The sequence below is a fragment of the Candidatus Cryptobacteroides sp. genome (genome assembly GCF_056207615.1).
On record NZ_JBAEER010000003.1, the window covers coordinates 1 to 16,059 of the forward strand.

General features: G+C 55.2%; 11 protein-coding genes and 1 tRNA gene. 9 read left to right on the plus strand and 3 right to left on the minus strand.

Annotation, left to right across the window (positions count from 1 at the left end):
• The 5 genes from AC06ND_RS00050 to AC06ND_RS00070 form a co-directional block, all read left to right on the plus strand.
• A partial coding sequence (locus tag AC06ND_RS00050) for a hypothetical protein (RefSeq protein WP_475676949.1) occupies positions 1-317 on the plus strand: 317 nt, incomplete at its 5' end.
• A gap of 128 nt (positions 318-445) precedes the next feature.
• The gene (locus tag AC06ND_RS00055; protein ID WP_475676950.1) at positions 446-2,692 is read left to right on the plus strand and encodes a S8 family serine peptidase; all 2,247 of its coding nucleotides are present in this window, start codon (positions 446-448) and stop codon (positions 2,690-2,692) included.
• Positions 2,689-3,606, plus strand: coding sequence for a PorV/PorQ family protein (locus tag AC06ND_RS00060; RefSeq protein ID WP_475676951.1), 918 nt, complete (start codon positions 2,689-2,691; stop codon positions 3,604-3,606). The genes AC06ND_RS00055 and AC06ND_RS00060 overlap by 4 nt, the downstream gene beginning before the upstream one ends.
• A 24-nt stretch (positions 3,607-3,630) precedes the next feature.
• Positions 3,631-4,215 (plus strand): hypothetical protein, encoded by a 585-nt coding sequence (locus AC06ND_RS00065; RefSeq protein WP_475676952.1) that lies wholly within the window; start codon positions 3,631-3,633, stop codon positions 4,213-4,215.
• A gap of 49 nt (positions 4,216-4,264) precedes the next feature.
• Complete coding sequence (locus AC06ND_RS00070; RefSeq protein WP_475676953.1) at positions 4,265-5,407, plus strand: endo-1,4-beta-xylanase; 1,143 nt, start codon at positions 4,265-4,267, stop codon at positions 5,405-5,407.
• On the opposite strand, the gene AC06ND_RS00075 is transcribed toward AC06ND_RS00070, so the two are convergent.
• Together AC06ND_RS00075 and AC06ND_RS00080 are read right to left on the minus strand one after the other, a co-directional pair.
• Positions 5,376-7,214: an ABC transporter ATP-binding protein gene (locus AC06ND_RS00075; protein WP_475676954.1), complete on the minus strand. Its 1,839-nt coding sequence runs from the start codon at positions 7,212-7,214 to the stop codon at positions 5,376-5,378. The two genes, AC06ND_RS00070 and AC06ND_RS00075, sit on opposite strands and share 32 nt — an antisense overlap.
• 27 nt (positions 7,215-7,241) lie before the next feature.
• Entirely contained in the window at positions 7,242-9,038 is a 1,797-nt protein-coding gene (locus tag AC06ND_RS00080; RefSeq protein WP_475676955.1) for a glycoside hydrolase family 2 protein, read from the minus strand.
• An 82-nt stretch (positions 9,039-9,120) separates the two neighbouring features.
• On the opposite strand from AC06ND_RS00080, the gene AC06ND_RS00085 reads away from it, so the two are divergent.
• Complete coding sequence (locus AC06ND_RS00085; protein ID WP_475676956.1) at positions 9,121-10,068, plus strand: hypothetical protein; 948 nt, start codon at positions 9,121-9,123, stop codon at positions 10,066-10,068.
• A 411-nt stretch (positions 10,069-10,479) separates the two neighbouring features.
• Entirely contained in the window at positions 10,480-13,038 is a 2,559-nt protein-coding gene (locus AC06ND_RS00090) for a glycoside hydrolase family 9 protein (RefSeq protein ID WP_475676957.1), read from the plus strand.
• Positions 13,039-13,134: 96 nt separating this feature from the next.
• Here AC06ND_RS00090 and AC06ND_RS00095 read toward each other — a convergent pair.
• Positions 13,135-13,208, minus strand: a tRNA-Asp gene (locus AC06ND_RS00095).
• Positions 13,209-13,392: 184 nt separating this feature from the next.
• On the opposite strand from AC06ND_RS00095, the gene AC06ND_RS00100 reads away from it, so the two are divergent.
• Entirely contained in the window at positions 13,393-14,055 is a 663-nt protein-coding gene (locus AC06ND_RS00100; RefSeq protein WP_475676958.1) for a SprT-like domain-containing protein, read from the plus strand.
• 88 nt (positions 14,056-14,143) lie between these two features.
• On the plus strand, positions 14,144-16,059 hold a 1,916-nt coding region (locus tag AC06ND_RS00105), incomplete at its 3' end, for an excinuclease ABC subunit UvrA (RefSeq protein WP_475676959.1).

A 16,059-nucleotide genomic window follows, 5' to 3' on the forward strand; every position in this document is an offset into this window, starting at 1 on the left:
CTGCAGTATCTACTCCTTGGTACATCAGCGACGAGCGTCCTGAGGTATTTGCTGCAGCATTCGGTGTTCGCGGTAAGAAGATCGCTGACGGCGGTTGGGTACACTTCAGCGATGTTGCTGACTTCGTTAACCCTGCAACCCTCGTCAAGGCTAGCACCAAGGCTACATCACACAGCTCAGTTGAGGCTCTCAAGCTTGACAACAAGCTCGTAAGCTTCGAGAATGTGAAGGTTGCTAAGAAGACCAACAAGGTCGAGAAGGCTTCTGCACAGGTTAAGTCTAGCGCTAAGCTTGCAAAGAGGACTCTTTCCAAGTAATATCCTTTAGGATTTCATACGAGGCGGGCCGGATTAGTCCGGTCCGCCTTTTTATATCTACCAATTATTCCGTAAATTTGCGGAAAACCCAGACACAGATGAAAAAGACTAGTTTATGCCTGACAGCCATGGCCATGTTTCTCCTCGGAGCGTGCGCCAAACCGGAGTTTTCAGGTACAGCCGCGGAAGATAATGGTTATAAGGGACCGGCCGTGGAGCAGGAGATAAGCCCGGAACAGATGGAACAGGTGATGTTCCTTCCAGGAAAAGCTATCGTCAAGCTCTCGGAGGAGATGGCCCTTGCCATAGAGAAAGGCGTTCAGACGAAGGCCCTTGCAGGTACTGCCGAACTTCTCGGAGTATCCGGCATGGAGCGCGTGTTCCCGGACGCAGGTGAATTCGAAATCAGGACACGTCGCGAAGGACTCCATCGTTTCTACCTCGTCGAGTTCGACGAGACCATTTCGTATTCTGAGGCCAAGAAGCTTCTCGAGAGCGCGGAAGGCGTCGAGAATGTCGACCCATGCCGTCGTGAGAAGTCCATGGATTTCGATGATCCATATCTCAGCAGGCTCTGGGGATTCGTCGGTACCTACAACATCCATGTGCAGGAAGCATGGGATTATTGCGTCGGTGACCCGAACGTAGTCGTCTGTGTCGTAGACCAGGGTGTCCAGCAGGATCATGATGACCTGAAGTGGAACCTCTACGGAGACAATTACAACTTCGTCAAGAAGAATACCACCATCAATGCCGGAGACCATGGAACCCATGTGTCAGGTACCATTGCCGGTGTTTCAAACAATGGTATCGGCGTAGCCGGTATCGCCGGTGGTGACTACAAGGCCGGCAAGAGGGGCGTCTCAATCCAGAGCGCTCAGGTTTTCGATGGCAATCGATCTGCAAGCAGCTTTGCGTCTGCCATCAAGTGGGGTGCTGACCATGGTGCAGTGATCAGCCAGAACAGTTGGGGCAACAACTATGACTGGAACGGTGACGGCAAGCTTACCGGCAGCGAGCTTGAATATGCACTCAGCGACAGGATCGATGCGACCACGGCAGCCGCGATCGACTATTTCAACAAGTATGCAGGTTGCGACAATGACGGAAACCAGCTCCCGGGTTCTCCGATGAAGGGTGGAATCGTTGTGTTCGCAGCAGGAAATGACGGAATCTCGAACGGCGTCCCTGCCCACTATGAGGGATGCGTAGCCGTAGGTGCGGTCGCTTCCACCGGTTCTGTGACCAGCTTCTCAAATTATGGCGACTGGGTCGACATCTGCGCACCTGGTCAGAGCATATACAGTACCATCAGCGGAAATACCGTAGGACAGATGTCCGGTACGTCAATGGCCTGCCCTCATGTTTCGGGAGCATGTGCTCTCCTCGTCTCTTTCTTCGGAGGTGAGGGCTTCACCAACGAACTCCTCAGGGAGATACTCATCAACGGCGCTACCGAGAATTACATCAAGTACAACGCACATCCGGTAGGACCATACCTCAATGTCTATGCCTCTCTCCAGTACGGCATCGACAAGCTTAAGAGAGAAAACAACAACGATCCGGTGATCACCACTGACTATGAGGGCGACTTCGTGTTCCGCCAGTATCAGAGGACAATCACCATACCGTTCCATATAAGCGATCCAGACGATGACAAGGTTTCTGTAACCGCGGAACTCGAGGGTAGAGGAACTTTCGAGCAGGATCCGAATGATCCTGAGATCTGGAACTTCACCATCCTCTGCGAGCTCGTGAGCGACTTCACTCCTAAGAAAGCCAAGATCACTGCGAAGGATCTCTATGGCGGCGTCGCGGAGTATGAATTCAGCTACCAGGTGCTCAAGAACAACGCTCCTGTAGCGATCGGTAAGATCGACGATGTCATCATCATCGGCACCGACAAGGACTATGACATCAATCTCGGCGGACTCTTCAAGGATGATGACGGAGAGCAGCTCGAAATCAACGTGAAGGATCAGGCAGGTGCTCCTGCCGTACTCAGGCTCAATGGAGAAAAGCTTACCATCGACGCAAATTCATACGGATCTTCAACCGTATCCGTGTCAGCAGTCGACGGAATGAAGGAGAAGGCGACCATCAAGTTCAACTATCTCGTTCGTGCGAGGGACGTGCAGATGGACTTCTATCCTAACCCTGTAGTGGACATCCTCCACGTGCGTACAGGTCTCGTTGAGGAAGAAACCCGCATCGTGCTCGAGAATCCAGCAGGCAGCATCGTCTATGACGAGACCGTTTCCTGCAGCGCATTCCACCCTGCAGAGGTGAACATGAAGAATTTTGCCCCAGGAGTCTACACTATCCGTGTCGAGTTCGGTGGCCAGTCTTACGTGAATAATGTAGCGAAGCGATGAGAAGAATTACCATACTTACCATAGGAATCCTGTTCTGCGGCTCAGCGATGGCGCAGGAACTGGCATTGGGAACCTCACAGATTGCAAAGGATCCCGTTCTGATGGCAACCGCTGGTGCGGCTAGCGCATCTTCTCAGAACATCGCTCTCTCGGCTTTCAGCACTGCGGCCGTAATGCCTTTCAGCGAAGGTCTCGGTGACGTGGCCGTCTCTTATAACAGATGGGCCCCTGCCGGACAGCTCTCGAATCGCATCTCAGCCGGCACCGGATTCAATTTCGGAAAGCATTTCGCATTCTCCGTTGCCGGAGTCTATGGTACGGGCCAGGAATATGACGTTATCGACGATAACGGCGTACCTGCAGGAACCTTCAAGACCTCGGACATGATGTTCGGTGTAGGACTCGCAGCCGGACTCGGCGAGCATGTAGGTTTTGGTGTCAATGCGAAGTACATTCGTGAGACTATCTATGAGGACTTCGCAGCTAACGGAGTGCTTATCGATGCATCTTTCGCCTTCCACGCAAAGGGACTCAACGTGGTCGTGGCCGGTAAGAACTTCGGTCCGAAGGTCAAGGACAGCGACGGCAATGCATTCAAGCTTCCTTCGTCTGCGAACGTGGCTGCGTATTATGACCTCGTGATGGCCGAGAAGCACGATCTCGGATTCGCTCTCAGCTCGGATGTATTCTTCAACGGCGGCGTGACAGCAGCTCTCGGACTCCAGTATGCATGGAACGACATGGTGTTCGTACGCGGCGGTTACAACTACGCCACAGCGAAGGCTCCGCTCCCATCTTACGCGGCAGTCGGACTCGGCGCGAAGTTCTATGGCGTGAGACTCGACCTGAGCTACCTCACTGCCAGCAAGGCTCTCGGAAACACACTTGCAGTATCGCTCGGATATAGCTTCTAGGCGTTCGCAATACAATAAACGGATATGAAAAGAATAGCAATCATACTTGTCTCACTTGCGCTTTCTCTCGCGGCAAGCGCACAGCCAAAGGCCGTGGGAGTCGTTGTAAACGGTCTCGGAATGGAAGGTGTCGGAGTGTCATACCAGCATTATCTGGGAAGTGACGCATTTGTGGATGCAGTCGGTCTCTTCTCTTACGATATGGGCTACCAGATGGGTGGCAGGGGAGATGTCATCTTCGACTTCATCGTCAGCCGCCCTACCTGGGCCAAGGTCAAGGCAGCCTTCTATGTGGGTGCAGGTCTCACCGGAGGTTATGTCGGTGACGGTTATTTCACCTCGACCGAGAGGACACCGGAGGAAAAGTATGAGCATCTCAAGATTGACTGCGGCGGAGCCATGGTAGGTGCCGTCCTCAACCTCGGTCTCGAGCTTAAGTTCAAGTTCGGCCTCCAGCTCTCCATCGACCTCAAACCTGTCCTCGGAGCGCACTTCAACGACCATCTCTACCCGATCAAGGGTGGTGATCTCGGTTTCAAGAAGGTCGGCTTCTACTCGGACGGTCTCCTCGGAATCGCTCCTGGCATCGGACTCAGATACGCATTCTAAGAATCATATGGGGCTGACCAGAAGGTCAGCCTCTTTTTCAATATATACCATGAAGATCAAGACTATTCCCTTTGTTCTCGCAGCCGCTGCTGTGCTGGTATCATGTGCCCAGAGCGAGACACCTGCCCGTTACACAAGCCTCAAGGACGCTTTCGCAGACGATTTCATGATCGGCGCAGCGATCAGTCCGTTCACCATCAGCGGACGCAATCCTCAGGCCGAGGAACTTCTCCTAAAGCACTTCAACGCCGTATCTCCGGACAACTGTCTCAAGCCCGAGAGCGTGCATCCCAGACCGGATGTGTGGAACTTCCGTGCTGCTGATCAGTACGTCGATTACGCGGAGGAACATGGGCTCTGGAAGCTCGGCCACACCCTCGTCTGGCACAACCAGACTCCGTCCTTCTATTGGTTCAAGGATAACGGACAGCCTAAGAGCAGGGCAGAGCTGATCGAGACCATGCGCGAGCATATAGAGACCGTAGCCGGGCGCTATGCCGGCAGGATAGACGCATGGGACGTGGTCAATGAGATAATTGGCGAGTTCGGCGAATACAGGGACAAGGGCTGGGTGCATGCCTTCGAAGGTGACGGCTATGAGGTCGTGAGGAATGCATTCATCTTCGCTGACAAGTATGCTCCGGACGCAGAGCTCTACTATAATGACTTCAACGTGTGGAGACCGGCTCATGTTGACGGAATCGTCACCATGGTGAAGAAGCTACAGGCCGAGAACATCAGGATCGACGGCGTCGGCATCCAGGCGCATTGGGGACTCAACTATCCGAAGACCGAGTACATCGAGCATGCAATCGACACCCTCGCATCGCTGGGCGTGAAGGTTATGATCACCGAGCTCGACGTCGACGTGCTCCCTATCACCAGGGAAGGCCAGGTCATCGGCCAGTCGCTCACCGACCCTCTCTATCAGCACGAGGAGTTCAAGGAATATCTGGATCCATACCAGGATGGCATGCCGGTGGAAGTTGCAGGGCAGCTTGATGCACGCTACGAGGAACTCTTCGGCATCTTCCGCAAGCATAGTGCGCAGATCGACCGCGTGACCCTCTGGGGCATCACCGACGACAGCTCATGGAAGAATGGCTATCCTGTGCCGCACAGGACCAACTATCCTCTCCTTTTCAACCGCGACTTCACGGCTAAGCCTGTGGTCGAGACCCTTCTCCGTTAAAGAGGACTCCGTCTCCGTCCTGGTCCAGAGTGTGGGCCAGCTTCTCTATGTTGAGGCTTCTTGCTGAAGCGTCGACTATCTCCTTGTATATTCCTCCCTGTCTGTAGACCTCGTCAGGATCGCCGCCCTGCTCGACCCTTCCGTCCTTGAGGGCATAGATGGTGTCGCTGTCGATGATCTGCGAGATGCTGTGGGAGATGATGATCACGGTGCGGTCCTTCTTGATCGCGTCAATGCTGGCCTTGATCTGCTCTGTAGCCACGGCGTCGAGACTGGCGGTAGGCTCGTCGAGGAAGATCACAGGAGGGTTCTTCAGGAACATCCTCGCGATGGCGACTCTCTGCTGCTGACCGCCGGAAAGCTGCTGTGCCTTCGATGCGAACTGCTGCGGAAGCTTCATCACCTGATCGTAGAGATAAGCCTTCTTCGCGGCCTCCACGACCTCCTCGAAGCTTGCATCAGGCTTGCCGTATCGTATGTTCTCTTCTATGCTTCCGTCGAAGATATGGTTCTTCTGGAGTACGAGTCCGATATTGTCGCGCAGGAAATGGGTGTCGTACTCCTTGAGGTCCACGTCGTCGAGCAGTATGCTTCCGCAATCAGGCTCATAGAACTTGTCCAACAGGTTGATGATAGTGCTCTTTCCTGCTCCGGAAAGTCCCACGAACGCGGTGATCTTTCCGCTCTCTATGTCCATGTTGATATCGTGCAGAGCCTTCGTGCCGTTAGGGTAGGTGAAGTCCACGTGACGTATCTCGAAATGGCCATGGACCGCGTCCGGACGGTATTTCCCGCTTGGCTCCTCGTCGCTCTCGGAATTGAGGATGTCGAAGAAGCTCTCCGCGTAGATCAGGGCGTCGTTCATGTCGTCGAAGATACGCTGGAGCTGGGTGATAGGTGCGGTGACGTTCGAGAAGAGCATCACGTGGTACATGATCTTACCTATGGTCATGCCCGGGTAGTCGATCAGCACGAGGTAGGCGGTGAGGATGATGATCAGCACCGTTCCTATCTGCCTAACGAAGTTCTTCAGTCCGTTGTAGTAGAAGCTGGTCTTGCGCACGCTCATCTGGTTTTCGCTGTAGACCGTCTGCATGTCCCACTGCTTCTCGCTCTCGATTCCCTCCCTGTTGAAGGACTTGATGACGTTCATGGACTCGATGATGCTCATGATTCCATGGCTCTTCATCTCGCGCGTGTCACGCATGTTCCTGCGCCACCCCTTGAGCTTCACCGCCTGACGGTAGGTGATCCAGAAGTAGACAGGGACGATGAACAGGGCGGTGAGGCCCACGTACACGTTCGCTGCGAACATCAGCACGAGTGCGAGCACGGCGCTGGTGAAAAGGGGCAGGAGGTCGATGAAGAAGTTCTGCACCGTCCTGGAGAGGCTTCCCACGCCCTGGTCTATCCTCGTTGTGAGCTTTCCTGTGTCGTTCTCGCTCCTGGAGAAGAACGCCATGCGCAGGGTCAGCACCTTGTCTATCATCCTTTGGGACATGTCCTTGGACACGAATATCCTCATCCTCTCGCCGTAGTAGTTCTGAGCGAAGGTGATCAGCGCTGAGAGCAGCTCCTTTCCGAGCAGCACGATGCTGATGATGGTAAGGATGGCGGCGGCCTTGGACCACTCGAATCCCGGCTTGCTGACCAGTTCGTTGACTGCGTCCACCGTCCTGTCGAGCACGACAGCGTTTACCTGGGCCATCAATGAGCCCAGCAGCGTAAGTATGAGCGTCGCCAATACGAGCCACCTGTATGGCTTCACGAACGGCGCGATGTTGCGGAATAGCTTTATCAGATTCATGGGGATGTCTGTCTATAAGGGGAAGGACTACTTTCCGGAACCGTCTCGTCCCATCCTCTCGTACCAACTCTTCATCACATAGAAGGCTCCCTTCTTCTCGCCCTTCTCGGAGACGAGTCCCTTGCGGTTGAAGTCGTCCTGTATGCCCTTGAGGAAGCGCTTAGGGGAGCGGAAGTCCTTCAGGATCCATGGTGAGGTTCCCGCAAGCTGAGGTATCTTGCCGAGCATCGCAATCTGGTGCTCATAGAGATTGATCATATATTCCTCGGTGAAGCGCTCGTTGACCTTGCCGTGGTTGCCGTACTTCGCTCCGCCGCCGAATTCGGTGATCACCACAGGCTTGTCCACATGGAATATCCACTCCACGCGGTCGCATTTCTCGGTGTCGCCGTTGTACCAGCCCACGTACTCGTTGAAGCTGATGAGGTCGGTCTTCGCGATTAGCTCGTCGTCCACATGGATCTTCGCATTCGCCTGCTCATTGGTCTCTATCGCCGATGATACGAGCCTCGTCGGGTCCAGTTCACGAGCCTTGTCGATGAGCTTCGAGAGGAAGGCGAGTCGCTGTGCGCCGCGCGGTGTCTCATTGGATACCGACCATATTATGACGTTCGCGCGGTTCATGTCGCGGGTGATCATCTCCTCGAGCTGGTTCTCGGCATTCTGGTAGGTGCTCTCGCTGGTCCAGTCGATGGTCCAGTACACGGGGATCTCGTCCCAAACCATTATTCCCATCTCCTCGGCGACCCTGACCATGGTCTCGTTGTGCGGATAGTGGGCGAGCCTGACGAAGTTGCAGCCCATCTCCTTTGCCCATCCGAGGGTCGTACGGGCATGTTCCTCGCTGAATGCGCGTCCCGAAGGTGCATTCGGAATCTCTTCATGGATGGCGATGCCCTTGAGGAAGATAGGCTCTCCGTTGAGGAGTATCTTGCTGCCCTCGGTCTTTATGGTCCTCAGTCCGATGCGGTCCTTGGTACTGTCGGTCTCGGATGCGATGGTGACGTCGTAGAGCTTAGGGTTCTCAGGGCACCAGAGCACCGGCTTCACCTTCTTTGGGAAGGCTGCGCTGAACTTGGCATATCCGTTCTCGTCCGCATGGACCCTGACGCTCATCTTCAGCTCGGCGATGTTGACGCTGACGTCCTGTCCGGGCTTGCTGCCGTCGAGCCTGATCCATCCCTCGATGCCTTTGCCGTCATCGCTCAGGCGCACGCAGTAGTCCCTGATGAAGGTTTCGGGAACTTCGATGAGCCTTACGCTGCGGGTGATTCCGCCATAGTTCCACCAGTCGAAGTTGACGGTCGGCACTGCGTCCAGATAGCGCTTGTTGTCCACCTTTACGATGAGGGAGTTCTTTCCGTCCTTGAGATTGTCGGTGACTTCGAAGTTGAATGGGGTATAGCCGCCGATATGGGTTCCGAGCACATGGCCGTTGATTCCGACCACGCTCTCGTAGTTTGCTGCACCGAAATACACGAAGTAGCGCTTGCCAGGCTGCGGTGTCGCCTCGAAGGTGCGGCGGTACCATATAGTGCCTTCATAGTAGTAGAACTTCGGGTTCTGGGTGTTCCAGTCGCCAGGGACCTGGAGCTTGTCCGACTGGTCGAAGTCGTATTCGATGAGCCTGGTCTTGTCCTGGAAGTAGTGCCTGTCCGCGAAGTAGGAACTTCTCTCGTCCATCGGGTTGCGACGGTAGTCGTAGTATCCGGTCTCATAGAGGTCGACCATGGTGTCCCAGCTACCGTCGAGCGAGGTCTGGGTGCGGTCCTGGACATTGATGATCTGTGGGAAGAGTGCAAGGATGAGCGCTAATATCTTCATCGTGTTCTGGGTGTTTAGATAGGTATGGCAAGTTACGAAAATTCGCGGTCAAATGCCTATATTCGCGCTATAGATTTTTCGTATGAGACATTTTCTTCTTGCGCTGGCATTGGTGGTCATGACCGCCTGCGGCACCGATTCATGGAGACATGAGGATACCTACACGGACGCATTCCGACTTTCTGGCGAGGCGAGGCCGGTGCTGAGCTTCGACGGCGATTCCGTCTACACCATCAGCAACTGGTACGGAGTTCCGGGCTACGACGTGCGCTTCGTGCTTGACAGCATCGACGATTCCACCACCATCGACATCATCGGCATCGACGACTACAGCAATGGCTTCTACTATGTCGAGACCGGTCTCGAGGACACTCCGATCGCGGGAATCTCTCCGGGTCTCTTCGAACCTAACCATACCATACTATCCGGATTTAACGGTGATTCGGACAAGGGTGTGCTCTGGTCCTATGTATACCTTTACGACAGCGACAGGAAGTGGGTCGGCGGTCACTACTATTACCTCTATTGGGGTGAGGCTCCGGCTGACCCTCTCTGGACCGTCAGCGGAAGATGTATCCTTCCTGGCGATCCGGAGGGCAGGGAAGGGGTGCTGAAGGCCTATGCTGACGGACATTACAGCATTCCTGACTGGTACGGCGTCGAGAAGTATGATCTCGATTTCTCCGTCCTTCCTGACGGCGGCATCAGGATGCTCGACTACTACGCAGAGGAAGAGGACGGCAGCGTATGGGTACAGGCAAGGCGCCCTGACCTCGGCGATCCTCTCGTCCCTCAGCGCTACTCCAACGGCGGCTTGGAGTTCAGCGGTGGTGCTGGTTCCGGTTCGGACTCAGCTTCCGGTTCAGCTTCCGGTTCTGGTTCCGGTACGGACTCAACTTCCGGTTCTGCTACTTCGATGGTTCAGGTGGCGCCAGAGCACGGAAGACTACATTTCGCGATGAGCATCTACGATCTCGACGACAACCCTATCTCCGACCCCGACCGCCCCGAGTTCGTCTTCGAGTGGTAGCGGTGGCTCTTCCCGCTGCCGCTTCAGTGCCTCTGCTTCGGCCGGCGGCAATGCCTCTGTTTCGCCCGGCGGCCGGAAAGCAGCAAGATGCAGATCGGCTGCGCTCCGCTTCGCCGACCCTAGTCCGGGCAAATGCATCTTGCATGCTTCCCGCCGCCAGAGTGGCACGAACGCCAAAAATCGACCTGTTCTTGGATGTCGTGCCAGCAAAACAGCGATTTTTGATCATTTCGCTGCCGCGAACGCCAAAAATTGACTGCTTTTTGGCGTTCGTGCCGAGCCTGATGGGAAAAGATACGCCATTCGACTGGGCAGAGACCACCCTGGTTATAGTCTTTGTGTAGGCGAAATGCGAAGAAAATGCTAACTTTGATTTCCGACTAGACTTGAAACTAAAAACCAAATACACATATGAGAGCTTTACGTTATATTTCCCCGCTGGTGCTCCTTACTCTTCTGTCGTGTGGAAGAGAGAACAATCAGTCCTTGGTGATCAACGATAAGGACTATTTCGAGGAGCAGGGTGTCAATGTCCTCGTTTATGGAAACAATGCACTGGGCGGCTTCAACGACGAGAAGAATACTGCCATAGAGGTGATCCAGCATGGCGTCAGGACGATCCAGGGCGGTACTGTCCGTCTCAACAGGACTCCGGAGCAGTGGGACCTTCTTCCTTCGCCGGTGAACTTCAACGTGGACAAGGGATCCAATACCATCACCGCGGATCTGCGATATGAGGAATATGACTTCGACTTCACGCTCCAGGTGACCGGCAAGGGCAAGGCGGTGGAGATCTCCGTACTCCTCGACAAACCTGTTCCAGAGAAGCTCGTCGGCGAGGCTGGATTCAATCTCGAGTTCGTGCCGTCGCAGTTCTGGAGCAAGTCTTACATAGTCGATGGCAAGACGGAACGATTCCCTAAATATGCGGTCAGTGAGACCGAAGTCCGCCCGAACGAGCAGAAGGCAGAGCAGTACAAAGGCTTCAAGACCTATGACGACAGGGGCACGGGAATGTTCGTGGATCCGCTTCCGCTTGCGTCCGGCCACAACTTCCTGATTGCACCGGAGGCGCCGGAGAGGATGATCAGGGTGAGCAGCGACGATGCTGTGATCGACCTTTATGACGGTCGTATGGTTGCGCAGAACGGATGGTTCACCTTCCGCAGCCTCCTTCCGGCGGACAAGACCGGCAAGGTCCTCACATGGACACTTGAGCCGAACGCAGTGCCTGGCTGGGTGAGGGAACCGAACGTCGGCTTCTCGCAGGTCGGATATGTGCCGGCTCAGCCGAAGATTGCAGTCATCGAGCTTGATCCTAATGACAGCCCTCTGAAGTCAGCGAAGGTGATGAGGATCATGGAAGATGGCAGCGAAAAGCTCGCCTATAGCGGAAAGGTCGACAAGTGGGGCGACTATTTCAAGTATGTATATCTCCAGTTCGATTTCACGAAGCTCAGCGAGCCGGGTCTCTACTATATCCAGTACGGTGACACCAAGACCGAGAACTTCATCATCGGTGACGACGTCTTCGACAAGATCACCGACGCGACCACGGATGTGTGGGTGCCTATCCACATGAACCACATGGCAGTCAACGAGGGTTATCGAATGTGGCACGGAGAGCCTTTCAAGGAAGGTTATTCGCAGGCGCCGGTGACCGACCATTTCGACAACCACTATCAGGATGATCTGAATGACACCAAGTACAAGCCTTACCAGCTGATTCCGGGACTGAATGTCGGCGGTTTCTTCGATGCCGGCGACTTCGATATGGAGACAGGCTCGACATCGACGGTCGTCACCAACCTCGTGAGGGCGTGGGAGCTCTTCCGCTCTGAGCGCGACGAGACCTTCGTCTCGAAGGAGCAGCGCTATGTGGACCTCCACCGTCCGGACGGGACACCTGATATCCTCCAGTACATCGAGCACGGTGTGTCCAACCTTGTCGCGCAGGCTGAGAACATAGGGTACATGGCACTCACGCTCTCGAACTCCGTCCTCGACAACTCCCACCACCTCGGCGACGCTGCTTCGATCACCGACGGGCTTCGATATGATCCGTCTCTGAAACCATATCAGATTTCTGCTGACGGCAAGAGGAGCGGTACCCCGGACGACATGTGGGCTTTCACCACAAGGCACCCGGTGCTTGACCTTCGTTCTGCCGCGACCATGGCAGCCGCGAGCCGCGCACTGAGGGGCTATAATGACGAGCTTGCTTCCCGCGCGCTCGCTCAGGCGAAGAGGCTGGTAGCAGAGTCGGAAGCGAATGCGATTGTGTTCAAGATGGGCCGACCATTCGCCGGTCAGCACGACGAACTCTCCACCCATGGATATCCGGACATTCCTGCGAACATCCAGCTCTATGCCGCCACCGGTGAGACAAAGTACAAGGCTGCTTTCGAGGCAAGGATATGGGATGCCCTCGAGAATAGCGTCTCAATGGCCCTCCAGCCGGCACTCGATGCAATCCCATACATGGATGAGGCGTACAAGGAGAAGCTTCGCCCATACGTGGAGAAGTATCAGGAGTATATAGAGACTCTCGAGAAGGACAATCCTTACGGCGTGCCTATCGGTCTCGGTACATGGGCTGGCAGCATCGCGATCGCCGATTTCGGTACGGCTGTTTGCTTTGCGAACAAGTATTATCCGGGAATCATTCCGCTCGATAATGCGTACAAGGCAGCAAACTGGCTCTTCGGTTGCCATCCTTACCACAACTACTCGCTCGTCGCGGCGGTAGGTGCGAACAGACCGAAGAACGTTTTCTACGGCAACAATAGGGCAGACTTCGCTGCCATTCCGGGCAATGTGGCTCCAGGAATGCTCCTCCATCGCCCTGACCACTTCGAGAACTACGACGACTGGCCATTCTTCTGGGCCGAGAACGAGGGTACCATCGTGGGTAACACCGCCTACATCATCTTCGGCTCAGCCTTCAAGGCTCTCGTGAAGGGTAATTAGTGCCCGGCGCTCTGTTGAGCGCTGGGTTCGAGCCCCTTCAATATGACCCGGTAAGTGGGTATACGAAAAAAGCCTCAGAGAAATCTGAGGCTTTTGCGGTGCGGAAGGGACTCGAACCCTCGACCTCCGGCGTGACAGGCCGGCATTCTAACCAGCTGAACTACCGCACCAGGCTGGTTGCTTGTTGTAAGCGGATGCAAATATAGGTAGAAAAATTGAATCTGCAAACTTCGCCCTCACTTTTTCTGAAAATTCGGTGATTTTTTGAATTTGGAAGCCTCTTCGTCGGCTTTTCTTTACTAATGGTGGGCTGAAATCGTATATTTGTACCATCTGTATGGTTGGGAAGAAATCATGAAAGTGGACAAGGCATATCTTGAAGGGAAGTTCGACGAATACAACGCCGAGATCTTCGCCGGTATCTTCGGGGGAGCCCTCGAACCGGTGGAAATTCGGCTGAGCAACGCTAAGTCTTTCCTGGGAAAACTGCAGTACAGGTATGTCAGGAACCTTTTCGGAAAGCTTACCGGACTTAAGGATGTCGCCATCAGGATCAATACCCGCTACGAGCTCTCCGAGGAGGAGATTCAGGATACCCTCATCCATGAGATGATCCACTGGTACATAGTCTCCCACCGAATCAAGGACACGTCCACCCATGGACGGGTGTTTCGCAAGATGATGGAGGAGATAAACTCGCGCTTCGGACGCCATGTGACCGTGTCCCACAGAAGGAAGGACGGCCCTTTGGTCGAGGCTGCACCGAAAGTCAGGGAGAGCATCTTCTGTGTGTCCCAGCTCAAGGACGGAAGGACAGGGCTGACGGTGGTCTCGCAGGCAAGCTATGCTCCTATCCGCAGATCCCTGCGCCGCATCTATCCTATCGTGTCCATGTCCTGGTACAAGAGCTGCGACCCATATTTCAACCGCTTCCCGCGCAGCCGCACGCCGAAGGTCTACCTGGTCGATCCTGCCGAGCTGGACGCCGCACTCCAGAACTCCGAGCCTCTAGGATAGACCTCATAACTTTCCTCATTACTTCCGTGATTGTAAAATAATGCGTAAATTTACGGCCCTCGGCATTGAGCCGAAGGACGGATTTGTAATGGAAGAAGGAAACATCATAGTAAAGCGCGCAAAGGTAAATAACCTCAAGGACATCACGGTGGAGATCCCTCGTGGGAAGTTCGTCGTGATCACCGGCATCTCGGGCTCGGGAAAGTCCTCCCTTGCCTTCGATACTCTTTTCGCGGAGGGCCAGCGTCGCTTTGCGGAGAGCCTATCTTCCTATGCGCGTCAGTTCCTCGGGAGGATGTCCAAGCCGGACGTCGAACTGATCGAAGGCATTCCGCCCGCCATCGCGATCGAGCAGCGCGTGAATATCCGCAATCCTCGCTCCACCATAGCTACCTCCACCGAGATCTATGACTATCTCAGGATGATCTTCGCCCGCATCGGAAGGACCTATTCTCCGGTCAGCGGCGAGGAAGTCCGTTGCCACAGCGCGAACGACGTGATGGACCATATCTTCTCGTCCGACTCGCCGGTGGCCTATATAATCACAGACATCGCATGGAACAGCCGTGAGGACAAGGTCGAGCTCATGCTCGCGCTCAAGGAGGAGGGCTACACAAGGTTCCTCGTGGACGGAAAGCCGGTCAGGATAGAGGAGGTGATGAAGAATGCCCAGACGGGGGAGTATCCCGAGAACGTGTACCTTCTGCATGACCGCGTGCGTACGGACATCGTACGTGAGGGCCAGCAGTGGGAGGACACTTCGACGAGGGTGCTCGGATCCATCGAATCTGCCTTCACCAAGGGTGGCGGCGCTCTTCTGGTCTACACCGACGTGCTGCGCCAGTTCACCAACCGCTTCGAGGCGGACGGCATCGTGTTCGCCAAGCCGGATGAGTATCTTTTCAGCTTCAACAGCCCTCTGGGCGCATGCCCGGTCTGCGGCGGCCTCGGAAAGATAGTCGGAATCAGCGAGGACCTCGTCGTTCCGGACAAGAGCATGACCATCTACGACGGTGCGATCGCGTGCTGGCGCGGAGACAAGATGGGGTGGTTCAAGAACCTTGCGGTGATGAACGCGGAGCGCTATGGACTGCCTGTGTTCAAGCCGTACTGCAACCTCACCGAGAAGGAGAAGTCCATCATCTGGGAGGGGCGTGCCGGCAGGACCGAGGAGGACAGCATCATCGGACTCAACGAATTCTTCGAGTGGGTCGAGAAGAACCGATATAAGATTCAGTACAAATACATGCTCAGCCGCTACTCTGGCAAGACCAACTGCCATTCGTGCGGCGGCAGCCGTCTCCGCAAGGAGGCTCTCTACGTGAAGGTAGGTGGAAAGACCATCCATGAGCTTCTGTGCATGAACGTGGACCAGCTCCTGGAATTCTTCCGCACGCTCGAGCTCAACGGATATGAGCATACCATCGCCGACAAGGCCATAAAGGAGATATGCTCGCGTCTGCAGTACATCCAGGACGTGGGACTCTCGTACCTCACTCTCAACCGAACTTCGAATACCCTCAGCGGCGGTGAGAGCCAGCGAATCAACCTCGTGACGGCGCTCGGAAGCTCGCTCGTGGGATCGCTCTATATCCTCGACGAGCCGTCGATCGGACTCCATCCTCGCGATACAGAGAAGCTGATCGGTGTGCTCAGGCGTCTGCGTGACATAGGCAACACCGTGGTGGTCGTGGAGCATGACGAAGAGATCATGCGCGCTGCGGACGTGCTCATCGACATGGGCCCGCGCGCCGGAATCGACGGCGGTGAGATCGTGTTCCAGGGTAAGCTCCCGAAGGATGCGCAGTCCCTCGAAGCTCCGGAGTTCAAGGACGCTGCGTCAAAGTCCCTGACCCTGAAGTACCTCAGCGGAGAGAGGCAGAGGTATGTGCGCGAGAAACGCAAGCCGAACTATTGGATCACGGTGGAGGGCGCGATGGAGCACAACCTCAAGGATGTGGACGTGAAGTTCCCTCTAGGCGTGCTTACCGTGGTGACCGGAGT

Excerpts from the sequence above, each read along its gene's own strand:
- AC06ND_RS00090 (WP_475676957.1), top strand. The coding sequence starts at position 10,480 with ATGAGAGCTTTACGTTATATTTCCCCGCTGGTGCTCCTTACTCTTCTG.
- AC06ND_RS00055 (WP_475676950.1), top strand. The coding sequence starts at position 446 with ATGGCCATGTTTCTCCTCGGAGCGTGCGCCAAACCGGAGTTTTCAGGT.
- AC06ND_RS00075 (WP_475676954.1), bottom strand. The coding sequence starts at position 7,214 with ATGAATCTGATAAAGCTATTCCGCAACATCGCGCCGTTCGTGAAGCCA.
- AC06ND_RS00080 (WP_475676955.1), bottom strand. The coding sequence starts at position 9,038 with ATGAAGATATTAGCGCTCATCCTTGCACTCTTCCCACAGATCATCAAT.
- AC06ND_RS00100 (WP_475676958.1), top strand. The coding sequence starts at position 13,393 with ATGAAAGTGGACAAGGCATATCTTGAAGGGAAGTTCGACGAATACAAC.
- AC06ND_RS00060 (WP_475676951.1), top strand. The coding sequence starts at position 2,689 with ATGAGAAGAATTACCATACTTACCATAGGAATCCTGTTCTGCGGCTCA.
- AC06ND_RS00070 (WP_475676953.1), top strand. The coding sequence starts at position 4,265 with ATGAAGATCAAGACTATTCCCTTTGTTCTCGCAGCCGCTGCTGTGCTG.
- AC06ND_RS00065 (WP_475676952.1), top strand. The coding sequence starts at position 3,631 with ATGAAAAGAATAGCAATCATACTTGTCTCACTTGCGCTTTCTCTCGCG.
- AC06ND_RS00085 (WP_475676956.1), top strand. The coding sequence starts at position 9,121 with ATGAGACATTTTCTTCTTGCGCTGGCATTGGTGGTCATGACCGCCTGC.